This window comes from Nocardioides euryhalodurans (assembly GCF_004564375.1).
Classification (GTDB): domain Bacteria; phylum Actinomycetota; class Actinomycetes; order Propionibacteriales; family Nocardioidaceae; genus Nocardioides; species Nocardioides euryhalodurans.
The window spans coordinates 3,164,910-3,185,178 of sequence record NZ_CP038267.1; the positions used below are offsets into that span (position 1 = coordinate 3,164,910).

General features: G+C 72.8%; 22 protein-coding genes. 19 read left to right on the forward strand and 3 right to left on the reverse strand.

The window, feature by feature from the left end:
• The first annotated feature begins 152 nt into the window (after positions 1–152).
• The 6 genes from groL to EXE57_RS15255 all read left to right on the forward strand — a co-directional run bounded on the left by groL (position 153) and on the right by EXE57_RS15255 (position 5,190).
• Positions 153–1,784: a chaperonin GroEL gene (gene groL / locus EXE57_RS15230; RefSeq protein ID WP_135078938.1), complete on the forward strand. Its 1,632-nt coding sequence runs from the start codon at positions 153–155 to the stop codon at positions 1,782–1,784.
• A 212-nt stretch (positions 1,785–1,996) separates the two neighbouring features.
• A complete protein-coding gene (locus tag EXE57_RS15235) occupies positions 1,997–2,641 on the forward strand; it encodes a cobalamin B12-binding domain-containing protein (protein ID WP_135078940.1) in 645 nt (214 codons plus the stop codon).
• A 37-nt stretch (positions 2,642–2,678) separates the two neighbouring features.
• Complete coding sequence (locus EXE57_RS15240) at positions 2,679–3,221, forward strand: RNA polymerase sigma factor (protein ID WP_244246861.1); 543 nt, start codon at positions 2,679–2,681, stop codon at positions 3,219–3,221.
• Positions 3,218–3,847 carry a hypothetical protein gene (locus EXE57_RS15245; protein ID WP_135078942.1) on the forward strand — a complete coding sequence of 210 codons (630 nt, stop codon included), beginning with the start codon at positions 3,218–3,220 and terminating at the stop codon, positions 3,845–3,847. Before EXE57_RS15240 ends, EXE57_RS15245 begins: the two co-directional genes overlap by 4 nt.
• Positions 3,848–4,001: 154 nt before the next feature.
• On the forward strand, positions 4,002–4,556 hold the full coding sequence (locus EXE57_RS15250) for an NADPH-dependent FMN reductase (RefSeq protein WP_135078944.1): 555 nt from the start codon (positions 4,002–4,004) through the stop codon (positions 4,554–4,556).
• 67 nt (positions 4,557–4,623) lie between these two features.
• A complete protein-coding gene (locus EXE57_RS15255) occupies positions 4,624–5,190 on the forward strand; it encodes a nucleotidyltransferase family protein (protein WP_135078946.1) in 567 nt (188 codons plus the stop codon).
• A gap of 6 nt (positions 5,191–5,196) precedes the next feature.
• Here the strand turns inward: EXE57_RS15255 and EXE57_RS15260 are convergent, their stop codons facing one another.
• Positions 5,197–5,640, reverse strand: a complete 444-nt coding sequence (locus EXE57_RS15260; RefSeq protein ID WP_135078948.1) for a pyridoxamine 5'-phosphate oxidase family protein — start codon at positions 5,638–5,640, stop codon at positions 5,197–5,199.
• Positions 5,641–5,811: 171 nt separating this feature from the next.
• Here EXE57_RS15260 and EXE57_RS15265 point away from each other — a divergent pair, with 171 nt between their 5' ends.
• The 10 genes from EXE57_RS15265 to EXE57_RS15310 all read left to right on the forward strand — a co-directional run bounded on the left by EXE57_RS15265 (position 5,812) and on the right by EXE57_RS15310 (position 15,536).
• Positions 5,812–6,819, forward strand: a complete 1,008-nt coding sequence (locus EXE57_RS15265; protein ID WP_167305929.1) for a LacI family DNA-binding transcriptional regulator — start codon at positions 5,812–5,814, stop codon at positions 6,817–6,819.
• Positions 6,819–7,760 carry a ribokinase gene (locus tag EXE57_RS15270; protein ID WP_208542872.1) on the forward strand — a complete coding sequence of 314 codons (942 nt, stop codon included), beginning with the start codon at positions 6,819–6,821 and terminating at the stop codon, positions 7,758–7,760. Before EXE57_RS15265 ends, EXE57_RS15270 begins: the two co-directional genes overlap by 1 nt.
• Positions 7,738–8,202, forward strand: a complete 465-nt coding sequence (gene rpiB / locus EXE57_RS15275; protein WP_135078952.1) for a ribose 5-phosphate isomerase B — start codon at positions 7,738–7,740, stop codon at positions 8,200–8,202. The genes EXE57_RS15270 and rpiB overlap by 23 nt, the downstream gene beginning before the upstream one ends.
• Positions 8,199–9,659: an Nramp family divalent metal transporter gene (locus tag EXE57_RS15280; RefSeq protein WP_135078954.1), complete on the forward strand. Its 1,461-nt coding sequence runs from the start codon at positions 8,199–8,201 to the stop codon at positions 9,657–9,659. The genes rpiB and EXE57_RS15280 overlap by 4 nt, the downstream gene beginning before the upstream one ends.
• 5 nt (positions 9,660–9,664) lie before the next feature.
• Positions 9,665–10,024 carry a hypothetical protein gene (locus EXE57_RS15285; protein ID WP_135078956.1) on the forward strand — a complete coding sequence of 120 codons (360 nt, stop codon included), beginning with the start codon at positions 9,665–9,667 and terminating at the stop codon, positions 10,022–10,024.
• Positions 10,025–10,083: 59 nt separating this feature from the next.
• On the forward strand, positions 10,084–10,899 hold the full coding sequence (locus EXE57_RS15290; protein WP_135078958.1) for an NAD(P)-dependent oxidoreductase: 816 nt from the start codon (positions 10,084–10,086) through the stop codon (positions 10,897–10,899).
• Positions 10,900–11,023: 124 nt separating this feature from the next.
• Positions 11,024–11,914 carry an AAA family ATPase gene (locus tag EXE57_RS15295; protein ID WP_135078960.1) on the forward strand — a complete coding sequence of 297 codons (891 nt, stop codon included), beginning with the start codon at positions 11,024–11,026 and terminating at the stop codon, positions 11,912–11,914.
• The gene (locus EXE57_RS15300) at positions 11,911–13,032 is read left to right on the forward strand and encodes a vWA domain-containing protein (protein ID WP_244246862.1); all 1,122 of its coding nucleotides are present in this window, start codon (positions 11,911–11,913) and stop codon (positions 13,030–13,032) included. Before EXE57_RS15295 ends, EXE57_RS15300 begins: the two co-directional genes overlap by 4 nt.
• A 4-nt stretch (positions 13,033–13,036) precedes the next feature.
• Complete coding sequence (locus EXE57_RS15305; protein WP_425271685.1) at positions 13,037–14,215, forward strand: XdhC family protein; 1,179 nt, start codon at positions 13,037–13,039, stop codon at positions 14,213–14,215.
• A gap of 79 nt (positions 14,216–14,294) precedes the next feature.
• Complete coding sequence (locus EXE57_RS15310) at positions 14,295–15,536, forward strand: transcriptional regulator (RefSeq protein WP_135078964.1); 1,242 nt, start codon at positions 14,295–14,297, stop codon at positions 15,534–15,536.
• Between the two features lie 27 nt (positions 15,537–15,563).
• Here EXE57_RS15310 and crcB (EXE57_RS15315) read toward each other — a convergent pair whose 3' ends face one another.
• Both crcB (EXE57_RS15315) and crcB (EXE57_RS15320) read right to left on the reverse strand, forming a co-directional pair.
• Positions 15,564–15,914: a fluoride efflux transporter CrcB gene (crcB, locus tag EXE57_RS15315; RefSeq protein WP_135078966.1), complete on the reverse strand. Its 351-nt coding sequence runs from the start codon at positions 15,912–15,914 to the stop codon at positions 15,564–15,566.
• A complete protein-coding gene (gene crcB, locus EXE57_RS15320; protein WP_208542873.1) occupies positions 15,911–16,351 on the reverse strand; it encodes a fluoride efflux transporter CrcB in 441 nt (146 codons plus the stop codon). Before crcB (EXE57_RS15320) ends, crcB (EXE57_RS15315) begins: the two co-directional genes overlap by 4 nt.
• A gap of 122 nt (positions 16,352–16,473) precedes the next feature.
• On the opposite strand from crcB (EXE57_RS15320), the gene EXE57_RS15325 reads away from it, so the two are divergent.
• From EXE57_RS15325 to EXE57_RS15335, 3 genes are read left to right on the forward strand one after another with little or no spacing between them, the layout of a single operon-like run.
• A complete protein-coding gene (locus EXE57_RS15325; RefSeq protein ID WP_135078968.1) occupies positions 16,474–16,944 on the forward strand; it encodes a (2Fe-2S)-binding protein in 471 nt (156 codons plus the stop codon).
• Positions 16,941–19,418 carry a xanthine dehydrogenase family protein molybdopterin-binding subunit gene (locus EXE57_RS15330; RefSeq protein WP_135078970.1) on the forward strand — a complete coding sequence of 826 codons (2,478 nt, stop codon included), beginning with the start codon at positions 16,941–16,943 and terminating at the stop codon, positions 19,416–19,418. Before EXE57_RS15325 ends, EXE57_RS15330 begins: the two co-directional genes overlap by 4 nt.
• A complete protein-coding gene (locus tag EXE57_RS15335) occupies positions 19,415–20,269 on the forward strand; it encodes an FAD binding domain-containing protein (RefSeq protein ID WP_135078972.1) in 855 nt (284 codons plus the stop codon). Before EXE57_RS15330 ends, EXE57_RS15335 begins: the two co-directional genes overlap by 4 nt.

The window sequence follows — 20,269 nt, forward strand, 5'->3', positions numbered from 1 at the left end:
CTGGCACTCGTACCATGAGAGTGACAACACCGACCTGGTGTGCGTTGAGGTCCGCACCGACCGGCGAGCAGGGTTCGCCGGCGCGGACGGGCCGTCCGTCGCGGGCAACCCACCGGGTGCCACCACAGCTCCCAGAAGGAATCACAGGAGTTATGCCGAAGCTGATTGCTTTCAACGAGGAGGCCCGCCGCGGGCTGGAGAAGGGTATGAACACCCTCGCCGACGCGGTCAAGGTCACGCTCGGTCCCAAGGGCCGCAACGTCGTGCTCGAGAAGAAGTGGGGCGCCCCCACGATCACCAACGACGGCGTCTCCATCGCCAAGGAGATCGAGCTCGAGGACCCCTACGAGAAGATCGGCGCCGAGCTGGTCAAGGAGGTCGCCAAGAAGACCGACGACGTCGCGGGTGACGGTACGACCACCGCGACCGTCCTGGCCCAGGCGATGGTCCGCGAGGGCCTGCGCAACGTCGCCGCCGGCGCCAACCCGATGAGCCTCAAGCGCGGCATCGAGGCCGCCGTCGACCAGGTCGCCGAGCAGCTGCTCGGCATGGCCAAGGACGTCGAGACCAAGGAGCAGATCGCCGCCACCGCGTCGATCTCCGCCGCTGACACCACCGTCGGCGAGATCATCGCCGAGGCGATGGACAAGGTCGGCAAGGAAGGCGTCATCACCGTCGAGGAGTCCAACACCTTCGGGCTGGACCTCGAGCTGACCGAGGGCATGCGGTTCGACAAGGGCTACATCTCGGCCTACTTCGTCACCGACGCCGAGCGCATGGAGACCGTGGTCGAGGACCCCTACATCCTCATCGCGAACAGCAAGGTCAGCTCGGTCAAGGACCTGCTGCCGCTGCTCGAGAAGGTCATGCAGTCCGGCAAGCCGCTGGTCATCATCGCCGAGGACGTCGACGGCGAGGCGCTGTCCACGCTGGTCGTCAACAAGATCAAGGGCACCTTCAAGTCCGTCGCCGTCAAGGCCCCGGGCTTCGGTGACCGTCGCAAGGCCATGCTGCAGGACATCGCGATCCTCACCGGCGGCCAGGTCATCTCCGAGGAGGTCGGCCTCAAGCTCGAGAACGCCGGCGTCGAGCTGCTCGGCCAGGCCCGCAAGGTCGTCATCACCAAGGACGAGACCACCATCGTCGAGGGTTCCGGCGACGCCGCCCAGATCGAGGGCCGGGTCAACCAGATCCGCGCCGAGATCGAGAAGAGCGACTCCGACTACGACCGCGAGAAGCTGCAGGAGCGGCTGGCCAAGCTGGCCGGCGGCGTCGCGGTGATCAAGGTCGGCGCGGCCACCGAGGTCGAGCTCAAGGAGCGCAAGCACCGCATCGAGGACGCCGTTCGCAACGCGAAGGCGGCCGTCGAGGAGGGCATCGTCGCCGGCGGCGGCGTGGCGCTGCTGCAGGCGGCCGAGGCTGCCTTCGAGAAGCTCGAGCTCGTCGGTGACGAGGCCACCGGTGCCGCGATCGTGCGTGCCGCGACCGAGGCCCCGCTCAAGCAGATCGCGGTCAACGCCGGCCTCGAGGGCGGCGTCGTGGTCGAGAAGGTGCGCGGGCTCACCCCGGGTCACGGCCTCAACGCCGCGACCGGCGAGTACGTCGACATGATCGACGCCGGCATCCTGGACCCGGCCAAGGTGACCCGCTCGGCGCTGCAGAACGCCGCGTCGATCGCCGCGCTGTTCCTCACCACCGAGGCCGTCGTGGCCGACAAGCCCGAGAAGGCCCCCGCCATGCCCGGCGGCGGCGACATGGGCGGCATGGGCGGCATGGACTTCTGACCGAAGCGCGGGGCGGTCCGTGCGCCGAGCACGGACCGTGACGCCCCGGGCGCAGGGAGGAAGGCTCCAGGCAGGAGCCTTCTGAGTCCACCCGCTCCCATCACCACCCGCAGGGCCCCGGTCTTCGGACCGGGGCCCTGCGGCGTCCCCGGGGCCACCCGCCCGTCGGGGTGAGGCGGCTGCCCCGCGTGGTCTGGCAGGGTCCTCATCCTGTGACCTCCCCCCGATCACGCGACCTCCTCGAGCGCCTCGACCGCGCCTGCGACGACCTCGACGACCTGGCCTTCGACGCCGCCTGGCACGACGCCGTAGCCGGCCTCGGCATCGTGGACGCCGTGCGCGAGGTGCTGCTGCCCTATCTCCGGCTGCTCGGCGAGCAGTGGGAGCGGGGCACCCGCAGCGTGGCCCACGAGCACTTCGCGAGCGGCCTGTCGCGCGAGCACCTGCTGCGCGTGGTCGGTGCCGCCGCCGAGCCGGTCGACGGCCGCCCCTCGGTCCTCGTCGCGTGCCCACCCGGCGAACGGCACGACCTGGGCCCGTTGGCCTTCGCGACGCTGCTCGTCGACGCCGGGTGGCGGGTCGACTTCCTCGGCGCCGACACCCCGCTGGTCACGCTCGCGCGGGCGTGCCAGCTGAGCCGGCCCGACCTCGTCGTGGTCTCGGGCACCCGGACCACCGTGCTCGAGGCGAGGACCAGCGCGTGGCGCCGGCTCGCCGAGGACACGGTCGTCGTGCTCGGCGGCGCCGGGGCGACCGAGGCGCTGGCCGCCACGACCGGGCTCACCTGCCTCGACGCTGACGTGGGCGTCGCACTCTCCCAGGTCGACGCGCTCGTCCGGCAGCGCACCGCCGGCTGAGGGCCGGGAGGTCGGAGCCGTGTGGCACGGTGGAGTGGTGGGCACCGAGGAGCACCCCAACATCCGCCGCGCCCGCTTCGAGGCGTTGGTGCGGGACGTCCTGGTCGAGCCGCTGCGGCGCTTCCTGCGTCGCCGTACCGACCCGGAGACGGCCGACGACGTCCTCTCCGACACCCTGCTCGCCTGCTGGCGACGCTTCGACGAGCTGCCTGACCCCCCGTTGCCCTGGGCGTACGGCGTGGCGCGGCTCTGCCTCGCCAACGCCCAGCGGTCCGCCCGGCGCCAGCAGCGGCTGGCGGCCCGGGTCGCCGCGGTGGACCCGCCGCGCGAGGCCGACGACGCTCCGGCGGACGACGCGCTCCACGAGGCGCTGGGCTCGCTCGACCCCGACGACGCCGAGCTGCTGCGGCTGTGGGCCTGGGAGCAGCTCACGCCCTCGGAGATCGCGACCGTGCTGGGCGTGACCCCCAACGCCGCCAGCATCCGGCTCCACCGGGCCCGCGGCCGGCTCCGGGACGCGATCGGAAAGGTCGAGGCCGGTGCCGGACATGAGGGAGTGGAAGGAGGGCGACGCGGATGAGCGACCACGACGACCTGTTCGCTCGGGTGCGTGCTGCCGATCCCGCGGCGTCGCTTCCCCCGGCCGGACCCGACCGGGTGTCCCGTCTGCTGGAGGACGCCATGAGCCACGACGAGCTGACCGAGTCGCGCGACACCGGCCCGCGTCACCGCAGCCCGCTGACCTGGGTGGTCGCCGCCGCGGCCGTGGTGCTGATCGCCGCAGCCGGGGTGTTCGCCCTCGCCGGGCGGGGGAGCAGCCCGACCACGCCGCCGGTCGCGGGCGAGGAGCGCGAGCCGGTCGTGCTCGCCCTCTCCGTCCCGGAGGGGGCCGGGGCCGGACGGTGCATGGTGCCGAACGCCGAGGTCCTCGGCGGGGCGTCGGTCGCCTTCGACGGCGAGGTCGTGGAGGTGACGGGCTCGCAGGTGACGCTCGTGCCGAGCGACTTCTACGCGGGCGGACCGGCCGACGAGGTGTCCGTGGACCAGGCGAGCGCGTCGATGCAGGACCTGGTGGGTGCGGTGCCCTTCGAGGAGGGTCAGCGCTACCTCGTGGCCGCCGACGCCGGCGAGGTGATGGTCTGCGGGTTCAGCGGGGCGTACGACGCCCAGCTGGCCGACCTCTACGCCGAGGCGTTCGGCGGCTGAGCCTTCGTACGCCCCGATAGTGCGTCACGAACGGGTCGTGATCCGCCGTGAACGACGACCGTTCTGTGACGCACTATCGGAACGCCGGCCGGAATAGTTTCGCGTTCAACTTGTTGACCCGGGTGTACTGACCCCCAGCACCCCCAGGAGCAACGTGAAGATCGGCATCGTCCTCGGCAGCACCCGTCCCGGCCGTCTCGGCACCGCCGTCGCGGAGTGGGTGGCCAAGCAGGCCGTCGGCCGCGACACCGACTACGAGATCGTCGACGTCGCGGACTTCGACCTCGACCTGCTCGACGACCCGGTGGTCCCGGGCGCGGCCAACCGCCAGTACGCCAGCGACAAGACCCGTCGCTGGGGTGCCCGCATCGACGAGCTCGACGGCTTCGTCTGGGTGACGCCGGAGTACAACCACGGTGTCCCCGCCGCGCTCAAGAACGCCTTCGACGTGCTCGGTCCGGAGTGGCAGAAGAAGGCGATCGCCTTCGTCGCGTACGGCGCCGACGGCGGCGTCCGCGCGGTCGAGCAGTGGCGCACCGTCGTCGCCAACATGTCGATGCTCGACGCCCGGACCCAGCTCTCCCTCTCGCTCTTCACCGACTTCGGCGAGCACGGCTTCGTGCCCTCCGAGCGTCGTGACGGTGAGCTGGGCGGGCTCTTCGACGAGCTCGAGGAGCTCGCCGGCCTCGCGGAGCAGCTGCGCCGCTGACCGTCCACGCGGAACAGGGCCCCCGGTCGTCACGGCCGGGGGCCCTGCCGTCTGTCAGGGTGGCTCCGTGACCGTCGAGGGACTGCTGCTGGCCGCCGGCTCGGGCTCGCGGATGGGCCGACCCAAGGCGCTGGTCCGTGACGACGACGGGACGGCGTGGCTGGCGCGGAGCGCCCGGACCCTGCTCGTGGGCGGGTGCGATGCCGTCACGGTCGTCCTCGGCGCGGGCGCCGAGGACGCGGCGCAGCTGGTCCCGCCCGGACCGGTGACCACCGTCGTCGCCGACGACTGGGCCGAGGGGATGGGTGCCTCGCTCCGGACCGGTCTGGGTGCGCTGGCCGGCTCGGCCGGAGACGTCGCCGTGGTGTCGCTCGTCGACCTCCCCGACGTCGGCCCCGAGGTCGTACGCCGGCTGCTCGCGACGGCCCCAGGACCGGCGGGCCTGGCCCGCGCCGCGTACGACGGCGTCCCCGGGCACCCGGTCCTGCTGGGTCGGGACCACTGGTCCGCGATCCTCGCCGAGGCCGCGGGCGACGCCGGGGCGCGCTCGTACCTCGGCCGGCACGACGTCGTCCTCGTGGAGTGCGGCGACCTGGCCACCGGCCGCGACGTCGACCGGCCGCCGGCGCCCTAGGCACCCCTAGACGGTCCGGCGCACCTCGGTTTCATGGCGCGGGTCCCATCCGGCCCCGAGCTTGAGACCGGTGAGGGTCGCCCATCGCAGCCCCACGTACGTCGGCTTGTCGCCCCACGCCCACGGCCGCGGCGGCCACACCCGCTCCAGGTGCGCCACGACGTCGGGCTCGGTGAGCGCGGCGGCCGGACCCCGCGCCAGCACGCTCCAGCCGCGGTGCCGACCGTGGTCGAACTCGTCGATCTCCAGCGCCACCACCGTGCCGGCGGTGATCCGGCCGAGCTGGCTGTCGGGCGCGGTCCGCATCCAGATCGTGCCGTCCACGACCGAGTAGTTGACGGGGAGCACCGAGGGGCCATCCGGCGTGGTCAGGCCCACCCGCCCCACCACCTGCGAGCGCAGCAGCGACTCGCACTCCCACGGAGCGAGCTCGACGGGTTCGGCCACCATGCGGCCATCCTCACCGCTCGGCGGGTGGGTGGATCAGGGTCGAAGGTCCCTCCCCACGTCGGCGCCTCTTGACACCTCGCGTGCTGTGACTACAGTCACCCGGGTGAAAACGTTTCCACATCCTCAGGCTGACACGGCTGGAACCGTGTGCACGTGCCCGGGGAGCCACGCGTGCCGGTGACCATCCGCGACGTCGCCTCCGACGCCGGGGTGTCCGTGGCGACCGTCTCCCGGGCCCTGAGCGGCAACGGCCACGTCGGCCCGGCCACCCGTGACCGCATCGCCGAGGCGGCGCGCCGCCTCGGCTACCAGCCCAACGACCTCGCCCGGAGCCTGCACGGCGGGGCGACCGGCACCATCGCGGTTCTGGTCCCCGACATCACCAACCCGTTCTTCCCCGAGCTGGTCGCCGGCATCCAGGCCGTGGCGAACGAGCAGGAGAACCTCTTGCTGCTCTGCCAGACCGGCGAGGACCCGACGACCGCCGTGCGGGAGCTGCGGCACCTGCGCCGCAAGCGGGTCGACGGTGTCGTGCTGGTGGGCGGGCTGCCCGCGACCGACGACCTCGGCGCCGCCGTCGGCGACCTGCCGGTGGTGACCGTCGACCGCGACGCCGGGTGGCCGGCCTCCTGGTCGGTCCGCGCCGACCACCGCGGCGGTGGTCGGATGGCGACCGAGCACCTCGTCGAGCTCGGCCACGAGCAGATCGCCCACATCGCGGGTCCGGCGGCGCTGACCGTCGCGCAGGAGCGACTCGCGGGCCACCGGGAGGCGCTGCAGGCTTCGGGGATCGAGCCCGACGAGTCCCTCGTCGTGCACGGGGACTTCGGGGAGGCCGGAGGCTACGACGCCCTGCGCACGCTGCTGCGCCGGCGCCGCGAGTTCACGGCCGTCTTCTGCAGCAACGACCTGGCGGCCGTGGGCGCGCTCCGCGCCCTCGACGAGGCGGGCTTCCGGGTCCCCGACGACGTGAGCCTCGTCGGCTTCGACGACATCCACCTCGCCCGCTACCTCCGCCCCTCGCTCACGACCGTGCGGCAACCCATCCACGAGCTCGGCCGCCGCGCCGCGACGCTCCTCCTGGAGGCAGCCGTCGGCAGCCGTCCCGAGCAGCACGACGTGCTCGACGTCGAGCTGGTCCGGCGCGACAGCACCCGTCCGGTCAGGAGAGGACGCTGATGGGCGGCGTGATCGTGCTCGGCAGCCTCAACATCGACCTGGTCACGGAGGTCCCGCGGCTGCCCCGCCCGGGCGAGACCGTGGCCGGCGGCGACCTGCGCCGCCACCCGGGAGGCAAGGGCGCCAACCAGGCCGTGGCCGCCGCCCGGGCCGGAGCCCGGGTGCGCATGGTCGGCGCGTGCGGCGCCGACGACGGGGGCGAGCTCGTCCTGGGCGCCCTCGTCGAGGAGGGCGTCGACGTGGCGGGCGTACGTCGGCTCCCTGACGTCCCCACCGGGACTGCGACCATCCTGGTCGAGCAGGGCGGCGAGAACATGATCGCGATCGGACCGGGCGCCAACGCCCACTGGGACGACGGCGACGCCCCCGCTGCGCTGCACGGCGTGACGGACGGCGACGTGCTGCTGCTGCAGCTGGAGGTGCCGGCGGCGGTGACCCTCGCCGCCGCCCGCGTCGCTCGTCGCCGCGGGGCAACCGTCGTCCTCAACGCGGCTCCTCTCCACACGGCCGTGCCCGGCCTGCTCGACGACGTCGACGTCCTCGTCGTCAACGAGCACGAGGTACGCGCTGCCAGCGGGGTCGAGGACGGCGACCCCACCGTCCTGGCGCGAGACCTGGCGGCCGGCGCGTCGCTCGACGTCGTCGTCACCCTGGGCGCCCGTGGCGCGGTGCTCTGCGGGGCCGACGGGCGCGAGGAGCACGTCACCGCCCCGGCCGTCGAGGCCCGGGACACCGTCGGTGCCGGCGACACCTTCGCCGGCTACCTCGCCGCGGCCCTCGCCGAGGGACGCGACCACTCCTACGCCGTACGACGGGCGGTCACCGCGGCCTCGCTGGCCGTGACCCGGCTGGGGGCGCAGACCGCGATCCCCCGGGTCGAGGACCTGCCCCCGATCACCCACACACCGGAGGAAGACCATGCGACTGTCACTCGGAAATGACCATGCCGGCCTCGGGCTCAAGCCCCACGTGCTGCGACTGCTGGAGGGCCTCGGGCACGAGGTGGTCGACGTCGGCACCCACACCGAGGAGCCCGTCGACTTCCCCGACATCACCCAGCAGGTGTGCCGGCCGGTGGTCGCCGGCGAGGCCGACCGCGGCATCCTGCTGTGCGGCACCGGCGTCGGTGCCTCCATCGCCGCCAACAAGGTGCCCGGCATCCGGGCGGCCCTCTGCCACGACTCCTACTGCGCCCACCAGGGCGTGGAGCACGACGACGTCAACGTCCTGTGCCTCGGCGCGTGGATCGTCGGCCCCATCATCGCCGAGGACGTGATCCGCTCCTTCCTGTCGGCCACCTTCAGCACCGACCCCGACTTCCGCCGTCGCGTCGAGAAGCTGCACGCCATGGAACGGGCGGCCGCGAACGGAGGTGCGGCATGAGCACCACGCCCCGCCGTACGCCGGTCACGCCCGCCCGGCTGACCTACCCGGAGCCGCCCGCGCGGATGCGGGAGCGCCTCACCCTCGTCGGTGCCGCGACCGTGCTCGGGCCCGGCGCCATCATCGCCTCGGCCAACATCGGCAGCGGCGAGATGATCTTCGCCTCCCGGGGCGGGTCGATCTTCGGCTACACCCTGCTGTGGGCCTTCGTCGTCGCGGCCGTCACCAAGGCCGCGCTCGCCTACTCCATGAACCGCTACACCGTCGTCGCCGGCGAGCACCTGATGACCCGGTGGGCCACCCTCTTCCCGGGTCCGCGCGGCTGGTTCCCGATCGTCTTCGGCGCCACCTCGATCGCGGTGGTCCCGTCGTGGGTGAGCGGGCTCGGGCTGGGGATCGGCGACCTGATCGGGGAGAACACGGTCGGCACGGGAGCGATGTGGGCGACCCTGCTCATCGTGCTGTCGGCGATCCTGTCGTGGGTCGGCGGCTACGACCGGCTCGAGAAGGCCCAGACGGTGATCGTCGGGTTCATGCTGCTCGCCGTTGCCGTCAGCGTGGTCGTGCTGGAGCCGAACTGGCTCGGCGTCCTCGGCGGCCTGGTCCCGAGCCTGCCGGAGTACCCGACCTGGGTCGCGCAGGACTACCCCGAGATCGCGGAGCGACCCACCTGGCTCGAGCTCGGTGCCTACCTCGGCGCTATCGGCGGCGGCACCTACGACTACATCGCCTACTCCGGGATGCTGCGCGAGAAGCGGTGGGGCATGCTCTCGCGGCGCGAGATCGACAAGGTGAGCGACCGCTTCGCCACCGCCGGCCGGCGTGGCGAGCGGCTCCCGCTGAGCGACGACGCGGACGAGGTCGCCAAGGCGCGCGCCTGGTCGCGGGTCCCGCTCGGCGACGCGCTGATCTCCTTCGCGGCGATCACGTTCTTCGCCGCCATGTTCATGACCAACGGCGCCTCGCTCCTCTCCGAGGAGCGGCTGATCCCGACCGACGACCAGACGCTGACCCACCAGGCCGACTTCCTGACCGCGGTCCACCCGACCTTCGAGTACCTCTACTTCGTGGCGGTGTTCTTCGCGTTCTTCGGGTCGCTCTACGCGTTCTGGGAGATGTACAGCTACACCGCGTACGAGAGCCTCGGGGCGGTCTCGGACAGGGTCCGGCTCGCCGGCCAGCGGGCCGTGCGTCCCTACATGTACGGCTACATGCTGGTCGCCGCGCTGATCCTGGTGTGGACGGTCGGGGAGCTGGTGGTGATCGTGACGCCGGCGTCGGTGCTGGGCGGGCTGCTCATGAGCGGCATCTTCTGCCTGGCCGTCGTGTGGACCGAGCACAAGGTGCTGCCGCCCGCCTACCGGCTCGGCCGGGCCGCGCGCTGGTGGGTCATCGTCTCCGGCGTGCTGCTCATGGCCCTCGGACTGCTGTCGACCTGGCAGCTCTTCGCGGGGTGACCGGCATGGGACACGGAAGCTTCGTCGCCGCCGGCTGCCTCGCGCTGCTCTCGCTCCTCCGCCTGCAGGAGGGGGAGCCGGCGGCTGCCGGCCTGCTCGTCCTGGCCGCGGTCGCCCTCCTGGCGTGGGGCCTGCGCGGGCTCGGATCGCGGGAGCAGGCGGCACCTACCTCGCCGGAGGAGGCCGAGCGGGAGGCTGCGCGGCACCGGGGCTGGCAGCGGATCGCGTTGCTCGGCCTCGCGATGACCGCGGTGGGGGCGATCACCTTCCCGCCGATGGGGCTGGTCGTCGGTGCGCTGACGCTCTACGCGGCCTCCCGGATGCGCCGGTCCGGCCGGCTCGCGGCCATGCCGGCCGCCCGGTGATCCCGGTGCCCGGGCGCGATCGGGTCGGCTGCTGCGGGCTCGGCAGCATCGGGCGTCCGATGGCTGCCCGGGTGCTCGCCGGTGGCCACGACGTGGTCGCGTGGGACGTCGACCCCGACCGGGTCGGCTCCCTGGCCGCCGACGGCGCGCGCGCTGCTCGTACGGCTGCTGACCTCGCGGACTGCCGGGTCGTGCTGGTGGTCGTGCCCGACGACGATGCCGTGACCGAACTGCTGTCCGGTCCGGACGCGCTGCTCGCCCTCCTGCCCGCCGGGGCGGTGGTCGTCGTGCACAGCACCGTGCTGCCGCCGACCGTCACCGCGCTCGCTGCCGAAGGGCTGCGCCACGGCGTGCACGTGCTCGACGCCCCGGTGAGCGGAGGGCCCGATCGGGCCGCCGAGGGCGACCTGACCCTGATGGTGGGCGGGGAGGCCGCGGCCGTGGCCCGGGTGCGGCCGGTGCTGGGCCTGCTCGGACCGCACGTCCACCACGTCGGGGGGACGGGTGCCGGGTCCGCGGTGAAGCTGGCCAACCAGACGATGCTGTTCTCCGCGCTCGCCGGGGCGCACGAGGGGATGGCGCTGGCCGCGGCGTACGGCGTCGCGGAGCAGGACGTGCTCGACGTCGTGGCGACCAGCCTGGGGGAGTCGTGGGTGACCCGGAACTGGGGGTTCTTCGACGACATGGTGCGCACCTACGACGAGATCGGCACGCCTCCGGAGCAACGGTCGTGGCGCAAGGACCTGCGCGACGTCGTCCTCACCGCCGAGGACCGCGGGCTCGACCTCCCGGTGGCACGGCTGCTGGCCGCGACACTCGCGGATCGCGTGGAGGGTCGCGCGGCGCGTGGGGGTGGCGAGCAGCCGGAGGGATAGTGCGTCACAGAATGGTTGCTGTCTCGGCCTGGCGACGACCGTTCTGTGACGCACTATCCACGGTGGTGACCGCCACGACCGCTGGCCAACCATCGGCCAACATCGCCCGACGTAGCCTTGCTGCATGGCCCCCGGGAGCATCACCAGCGCCGCCGACCTCGCCGGTCGGCTCGGCGAGACCGGCTACCTCGCCGACGACGAGCTGGCGACCGTGCTCTACCTCGCGCTGCGCATGGAGCGGCCGCTGCTGCTCGAGGGCGAGCCGGGGACCGGCAAGACCGCGCTGGCCGAGGCGCTGGCCGAGTCGATGGACCTGCCGCTGATCCGGCTGCAGTGCTACGAGGGGATCGACGCGACGCAAGCCCTCTACGACTGGGACTTCCCCCGCCAGATCCTCCACCTGCGCACCCTCGAGGCCGTCCACGGCGATGAAGGGTCGGGGATCGAGGAGACCGAGAAGAGCCTGTACGACGAGCGCTTCCTGCTCGCCCGGCCGGTGCTCCAGGCCCTCCAGCAGTCGCCGGCCGTGCTGCTCGTGGACGAGGTCGACCGGGCCGACGACGAGTTCGAGGCGTTCCTGCTCGAGGTGCTGTCGACCTACCAGGTCAGCATCCCCGAGCTCGGCACCGTGGCGGCCGCCGTACCGCCGGTGGTGGTGCTCACCTCCAACCGCACCCGCGAGCTCCACGACGCGCTCAAACGGCGCTGCCTCTACCACTGGATCGAGCACCCAGGTCTCGAGCGCGAGGTCGAGATCGTCCGCTCCCGGGCCCCCGAGGTCTCCGAGGCACTCCGCCGCCAGGTGGTCACCGTCGTCCAGCAGCTGCGCAGCCGCGACGACCTGCTCAAGCCCCCCGGCGTCGCCGAGACGCTCGACTGGGCGAAGGCGCTGCACTACCTCGGGACCCAGGACCTGGACCTCGAGTCCGCCGCGACCACGCTCGGGGCGTTGGTGAAGTACCGCGAGGACAGCGACCGGGTGAAGCAGGCGCTGGACCGGATGCTGGCGAGGTGAGCACCGTGGCCGTCGAGCCGAGGGCGGGGGACGAGATCCTGCTCGCCTTCACCCGCGCGCTGCGCGCGGCCGGCGTCCCGGTCACCTCCGACCGCGCCCAGGGCTACCTGGCCGCCGCTGCCCTGACCGGGGTCGAGGACCGCCGCGGCGTCTACTGGGCGGGTCGGGCCACCCTCTGCGCCGCCCCCGACGACCTGCAGCGCCACGACCAGGTCTTCGACGCCTTCTTCAACGCCCGCGACGGGCTGCCGCGGTCACGACCGTCGGCACCCTCGACCCCCGTGTCGTCGTTCCCCGAGTCCGAGCCCGACGGGGGCGAAGGCGAGGCGGGCGAGGAGGAGGCGGTCCGCGCCGCGGCGAGCGCCGCGGAGGTGCTCCGGCACCGCGACGTCGCAGCCCTCTCGGCGGCCGAGAAGGCGCGGCTGGCCACGATGTTCTCCACCCTGACCTGCCGACCGCCGCTGCGGCATACGGCCCGGCACAAGCGGTGGCACCGCGGCGAGATCGACGCCCACCGCACCCTGCGCGCCAGCCTGCGCCGGATGGGGGAGCCGGCCGAGATCGCCTGGCGCCGGCGCGGCACCCGCCCGCGGCGGGTGGTGCTGCTGGTGGACGTGTCCGGCTCGATGAGCGGGTACGCCGACGCGCTGCTGCGGCTGGCGCACCGCTGGACCCGCACCGGCGGCTCGGCCGTCGAGACCTTCACCGTCGGCACCCGACTCACCCACGTCACCCGCGCGATGCGGCTGCGCGACCCCGACCGCGCGATCGTGGCGGCCGGCGAGACCGTGCCGGACTGGTCCGGCGGCACCCGGCTCGGCGAGACCCTGCAGATGTTCCTGACCCGGTGGGGCCAGCGGGGGATGGCCCGCGGGGCGGTGGTCGTCGTGTTCAGCGACGGCTGGGAGCGCGGCGGCACCGAGCTGCTCGCCGAGCAGATGGCCCGGCTGCAGCGGATCGCCCACCGGGTGGTGTGGGTCAATCCCCACCGCGGCAAGGCGGGGTACGAGCCGGTCCAGGCCGGCGTACGCGCGGCACTGCCGCACTGTGACGACTTCGTGGCCGGTCACTCGCTGGCCACGTTCGCCGACCTGACGGAGCTGGTGTCCCGTGCGTGACGTGATGAGTGAGCTGCTGGCGTGGTGGGAGGCCGGTGAGACCGTCGGGGTCGGGACCGTGGTCGCGACCTTCCAGTCCGCGCCCCGCCCGGCCGGCGCCTCCATGCTGGTCGGACCCGACGACTCGGCGGTCGGGTCGGTGTCGGGAGGCTGCGTCGAGGGCGCCGTCTACGAGCTGGCCCAGGAGGTGGTCGCCTCCGGCGACCCGGTGCTCGAGCGCTACGGCGTCTCCGACGACGACGCCTTCGCCGTCGGCCTGACCTGCGGGGGGATCCTGGACGTCTTCGTCGAGAAGGTGAGCCGCGAGACCTTCCCCGAGCTCGGCGAGATCGCGGCCGACGTCGCCGCCGGGCGCCCGGTCGCCCTCGCCACCGTGATCGAGCACCCCGACCCCACGAGGCTGGGACGGCGGCTGGTGGTCCGGCCCGAGGGTGCAGGTGAGGTAGTCCCCGGATCTTCTGCTGGCGAATCGACCGATCGGGAGCAGGAAGTTCGGGGACTATCCCGGAGCCTGGGCTCCGACCGCGCCGACGACGCCGTCCGCGACGACGCGCTCGGCCTGCTCGCGGCGGGCCACAACGCGACCCTGACCTACGGCCCTGACGGCGAGCGGCGGGGTGAGGGCATGCGGGTGTTCGTGTGGGCGTTCGCCCCCAAGCCGCGGATGCTGGTCTTCGGGGCGATCGACTTCGCCGCCGCCGTCGCCCGGGTCGGCAGCTTCCTCGGCTACCACGTCACCGTGTGCGACGCCCGGCCGGTCTTCGCCACCGACAGCCGCTTCCCCGAGGCCGACGAGGTGGTCGTCGACTGGCCGCACCGCTACCTGAAGGCCGAGGTGGAGGCCGGACGGATCGACCAGCGGACCGTCCTGGCGGTGCTGACCCACGACCCGAAGTTCGACGTCCCGCTGCTCGAGGTCGCGCTGCGGCTGCCCGAGGACCGGCGACCGGCGTACGTCGGGGCGATGGGCAGCCGGCGTACCCACGACGACCGGCTCGTACGCCTCGCCGAGGCCGGTCTCACCGAGAAGGAGATCGACCTGCTCTCCAGCCCGATCGGGCTCGACCTCGGCGCGCGCACCCCCGAGGAGACCGCGATCAGCATCGCCGCCGAGATCGTGGCGCTGCAGTGGGGCGGCTCCGGTGACCGGCTCGGGACGCGGGAGGGCCGGATCCACCACTGAGCCGTCCGACCCGGGCGCGATTGAGGCGTCACCACCCGAGCGCTACCGTGACCGGCATCACAACTCTTCCGGGGCGGACATGAGCACCACGAGCGACGACCTGCAGTCACGACGTCTCGACTCGGTGCGCGCGTGGACGCAGTTCGTCGAGGGCGGTGACGACGCCGCGGACGCGGTGCGTCCCGAGATCCTCAGCAGCTGGCGGCTCTCCACCGCCTCGATCGGCCCCGACGTGGCCCAGGCGCCGCTGGCCGACGAGGCCGAGACGGCGGCGTACTTCCAGGGCTCGCCGCTCCAGATCGCGGTCGAGCGCGTCGAGTCCGAGCTCCGCAAGACCGCCGAGGACGGCGACCTGGTGCTCGCGGTGACCGACCCCGAGACCCGGATCCTCTGGACGTACGGCGGTCGGGTGATGCGCCGGAAGGCCGAGTCGGTCAACTTCGTGCCGGCCGGTCGCTGGGACGAGGCCAGCGTCGGGACCAACGCGCTGGCGATCGCCTCGCGCACCGGGGACCCGTCGATGGTCTTCAGCGCCGAGCACTTCGCGCCGATCGTCCACAACTGGGTGTGCTGGGCGGCACCCGTCCACGACCCGGTGTCGGGGGAGCAGCTCGGCGTGATCGACCTGTCGACGACCTGGGAGCGGACCCACCCGATCGGGCTCGCGACCGCGCGGGTGCTGGCCCGGCTGATCGAGACCGCGATGCCCCGCTCCCACCAGTGGGACGGGGTCCGGCGCGACCTCGCGCCGCCCGAGCCGGGGCTCACCCTGTCGCTGCTCGGCACCGCCGAGGCGTGGCTCGACGGGCAGCGGCTGCTGCTCAACCGGCGCCAGACCGAGGTGCTCGCGGTGCTGTGCCTCCACCCCGAGGGCATCTCGCTGGAGCGGCTCCACGCGATGGTCTACGGCGACCAGGCGGTCACGCTGTCGACGCTCAAGGCGGAGGTGTCCCACCTGCGCTCGGCGCTGGGCGGCCAGCTGGCCTCGCGCCCCTACCGGCTCACGATGCCGGTCCGCACCGACGTCGAGGAGGTGCTCATCCTCCTCGGGCGCGGCGAGGTCAAGGCCGCCGTCGCGTCGTACGGCGGCGACCTGCTGCCCGGCACCAACGCCCCGGCCCTCGCCGAGCTCGCCGACTACCTCGCCGTCTCGATGCGGGAGGCGCTGCTGGCCGACCCCGAGCCCGCCGCCGTGCTGCGCTACAGCGAGCTGGCCCCTCACGACACCGAGGTCGTGGAGCGCAGTCTCGCGGCGCTCGGCGACGTCGAGCACCCCCTGAAGGCGCTGCTCAAGGGCCGGCTCGCCGCTGCCCGGCGCTGACGCGGCCGCGGCGCCGCGTCGGTCCGGTCAGACCGACCCGAGCCACCACCCGGCCGCGGCCGCGGCCAGGCCCACACCCACGCTGCCGACGACGTTGATCAGCGCGGGCGCGCTCCGTCCCTGCTCCAGCAGGCGCACGGTCTCGAACGAGAACGTCGAGAACGTCGTCAGCGCCCCGCAGACGCCGGCCCCGCCGAGGATGACCAGCCACTCCGGGCCCGACGCGAGGAGCAGCCCGAGCACGAACGACCCGACCACGTTCACCGCGAACGTCCCCCAGGGGACGGGGCCGCGCACCCGTGCGGTCACCCAGCCGTCGGCCAGGTAGCGCAGCGGCGCCCCCACCGCGCCGCCGAGCAGGACCAGGAGCAGCGTCACGAGCGTGCTCCCGCGTCGAGTGCTCGTCGGGTCAGGAGCAGGCCGGCCCAGACGGCCACCAGCCCCGCCGCCACGCTCCCCAGCACGTACGCCGACGCCACCGCGGCCTCGCCCGCCGCGAGCAGGTCGCGCGTCTCCACCGCGTACGTCGAGAAGGTCGTGAAGCCCCCCAGCACCCCCACCCCGACGAACGGCCGGAGCAGCGGCCGGTCGGTGACCACGTCGGTCACGACGACCATCAGCACGCCCAGCAGCAGGCAGCCCGCGACGTTGACGGCGAAGGTCGCCCATGGGAAGCCGTCGGCCACCAGCAGCTCGGAGACCGACCAGCGGGCGGCCGAGCCGAGGCCACCGCCGAGGGCCACCGCGGCCAGCACCCGGGGACCGCTCCCGGGCGCCCGGGCGTCCGGGTCGACCGGTGGGGCGTGGTGGCTCACGGCACCCGAACCTAGCGGCCGCCCGGCCCCACGGAACGGCCAACCATCCACCAACCCCGCAGCCCTAACGTGAGCGCCATCACAGGTCCGTCCTGGATCACTGCCACGAGGAGGAGCCGCACATGGCCCGGATCAGTCTCAACGTCGATGGGGCGTCCGTCTCCGACGACGTCGAACCCCGCATGCTGCTCGTGCACTACCTGCGCGAGAAGCTCGGCAAGACCGGCACCGTCGTCGGGTGCGACACGAGCAACTGCGGTGCCTGCACCGTGCACCTGGACGGCCAGAGCGTGAAGTCCTGCAACATGCTCGCCGTGCAGGCCGACGGCCACGAGGTCACGACCATCGAGGGCCTCGCCGACGGCGAGAAGCTGCACCCGGTCCAGGAGGCGTTCCGCGAGTGCCACGGCCTCCAGTGCGGCTACTGCACGCCCGGGATGATCATGCAGTCCATCGACCTCCTCAACGAGCACCCGCACCCCACCGAGGAGCAGGTGCGCGAGGGCCTCGAGGGCAACCTGTGCCGCTGCACCGGGTACCACAACATCGTCCGCAGCGTCCTCCACGCCGCCGAGGGGGGTGCGTCCTCGTGACCGCCACCCAGGAGCGCCCCGCGGCCGAGATCGGCCGCGACCGCCGCCGCAAGGAGGACCAGCGCCTGATCACCGGCCGTACCCGCTGGACCGACAACCTCACGCTGCCCGGCATGCTGCACCTCGCGATGGTGCGTAGCCCGTTCGCCCACGCCACCATCACCTCCATCGACACCGAGGCGGCGAAGTCCGCGCCCGACATCGTCACCGTCGTCACCGGGGCTGATGTCGCGGACGAGCAGGGAAGCATCCCGACGGCCTGGAACATCACGACGGAGCAGAAGTCGCCCCCGCACCCGGCCATCGCGGTCGACCGGGTGGCGTTCGCCGGTGAGATCGTGGCGGTGGTGGTCGCCCGCAGCGCCGCTGCCGCGCGCGACGCCGCCGAGTTGGTGAATGTCGACTACGAGGAGCTGCCGGCCGCCCTCGACCTCAAGCAGGCCGCCGAGGACACGGTCCTCGCGCACCCCGACCTCGGCACCAACAGGTCCGCCTTCTGGCAGTTCGACTCGGCCGATGCGGGGACGGGGGGCTCGGTCGACGGAGCCATCGAGGAGGCGCGGGCGAATGGCATCGTCATCGAGCGCGAGTACCGCCAGCAGCGGCTGATCCCCGCGTTCATGGAGCCGCGCTCGTTCGTGTGCGACCCCACCGGTGAGCAGCTGGTGCTCTGGTCCTCGACCCAGATCCCGCACATCACCCGGTTCTTCCTCGCCGCAGTGCTCGGGATCTCGGAGAGCAAGATCCGGGTCATCGCTCCGGATGTCGGGGGTGGCTTCGGAGGCAAGCTCCAGTTCGTCCCCGAGGAGATCATCGCCGTCCTCCTCGCTCGCCGCACCGGCAAATCGGTCAAGTACACCGAGACCCGCTCGGAGTCGCTGATGGCGGCCCACCACGGCCGCGACCAGTGGCAACGCCTGACTCTCGCGGCGACCAGCGACGGCACGGTCACCGGGCTCAAGGTCGACCTGCTCGCGGATCTCGGCGCCTACGCCGGGACGGTCGGCGGTGGAGTGCCGATCCTCGGGGCCTTCATGTTCAACGCCATCTACAAGTTCCCGGCCTACCAGTTCAACTGCACCACCCTCTACACCAACAAGACGCTCACCGACGCCTACCGTGGCGCGGGCCGTCCGGAGGCGACGTACGCGATCGAGCGGCTGATGGACGAGCTCGCCGTCGAGGTGGGTGTCGACCCGATGGCGATCCGCGAGCAGAACTGGATCAAGCACGAGGAGTTCCCCTTCACCACGGTGGCCGGACTGGAGTACGACTCCGGCAACTACGAGGCGGCCACCGAGAAGGCCATGGCGATGTTCGGCTACGACGACCTGCGGGCCGAGCAGAAGCGACGCCGCGACGCCGGTGACCGGGTCCAGCTCGGCCTCGGCATCTCGACCTTCACCGAGATGTGCGGCCTGGCGCCGAGCCGGGTGCTGGGGGCACTGAACTACGGCGCGGGTGGCTGGGAGCACGCGGCGATCCGGATGGGCGGCACCGGCAAGGTCGAGGTCGTCACCGGTGTCAGCGCCCACGGGCAGGGCCACGAGACGGCGTTCAGCCAGATCGTCGCCGACCGGCTGGGCGTCCCGTTCGAGGACGTGGAGGTGTTGCACGGCGACACCCAGATCGCCACGAAGGGTTACGACACCTACGGCTCGCGGTCGCTCGTCGTGGGCGGCGAGGCATTGGTCCGAGCGGCCGACAAGGTGATCGAGAAGGCGAGGCCGATCGCCGCCCACCTGCTGGAGGCGTCCGTCGACGACCTCGAGTTCACGGACGGTCGGTTCTCGGTCAAGGGCACCGACCAGGGGATGGCCATCGGGGAGATCGCCACCGCGGTCTTCGCGGCCCACAACCTCCCCGACGGCATCGAGCCCTCGCTCGACTCCGACGCGACCTTCGACCCGGTCAGCTTCTCCTTCCCGCACGGCACCCACCTGTGCGCGATGGAGGTCGACACCGAGACCGGTGCGGTCACGATGCGCAAGTACGTCTGCGTCGACGACATCGGCAACATCATCAACCCGCTGATCGTCGCGGGCCAGGTCCACGGCGGCCTGGTGCAGGGGATCGCCCAGGCGCTCTGGGAGGAGGCGGTGCACGACGACTCCGGGACCCTGGTCTCCGGGTCGTTCGTCGACTACCTGCTGCCGACCTCGGCCGACACGATCAGCTTCGACATCGACCACACCACGTCGCCGTCGACCACCAACACCCTCGGGACCAAGGGCGTCGGCGAGGCGGGCTGCATCGCATCCACCCCCGCCGTGGTCAACGCGGTCGTCGACGCCGTACGCCACCTCGGCATCTCCGACATCCAGATGCCCTGCACGCCCGAACGGGTGTGGAAGGCGATCCACGATGCCGGTGGTGGGGGTGCTGACCCGACCACGGGTGCGGCCGCCCCGCACTTCGACGAGTCGACCGGCATGGACGGCACCGTCGACCGGACCGCTGGAGGTGCGCTGTGATTCCCGCCCAGTTCGACTACGTGGCCCCGACCTCGGTCGAGGACGCACTCGCGGCCCTCGCCGAGCACGGTGACGACGCCAAGATCATCGCCGGCGGTCAGAGCCTGCTGCCGGTGTTGCGGATGCGGCTCAACGCCCCCGAGATGGTGATCGACCTCGGGCGGATCGAGTCGCTGCGCGGCATCCGCGACGACGGGGACGCCCTCGTCATCGGGGCGATGACCACCCACCACGACGTCCGCACCAGCGAGCTGGTCCGCGAGCACGCGGGTGTGATCGCCAAGGCGACCGACCAGCTGGCCGACTCGCAGATCCGTCACCGCGGCACCTTCGGCGGTGCGCTCGCCCACGCCGACCCGGCGGGCGACCTCGGCGCGGGGGCGCTCTCGCTGGGGGCCGAGTTCGTCATCGCCGGCAGCGGCGGGACCAGGACGGTCCCGGCGACGGAGTTCTTCGTCGACTTCTTCGAGACCGCGATCGGCGAGGACGAGATCCTCACCGAGATCCGGGTCCCGAAGCACACCGGCTGGGGGTCCCACTACGAGAAGTTCGTGCGGGTGGTGCACCAGTGGCCGATCGTGGCGGTCGCCGCGACCGTGCGCGTCGACGGCGGCAGCATCGCCGAGGCCCGGATCGGGCTGACCAACATGGGGTCCACGCCGGTACGGGCCACCGCCGTCGAGGAGGCACTCGCGGGTGCTGCCGCGACCGAGGACGGCGTCCGTGCGGCCGCCGACCTGGCCGCCCAGGGCACCGAGCCACCCTCGGACCTCAACGGCGACAGCGACTACCGCAAGCACCTCGCCACGGTGCTCGTCCGGCGGGCCGTGCTCGCGGCCGCCGGGGCGTGA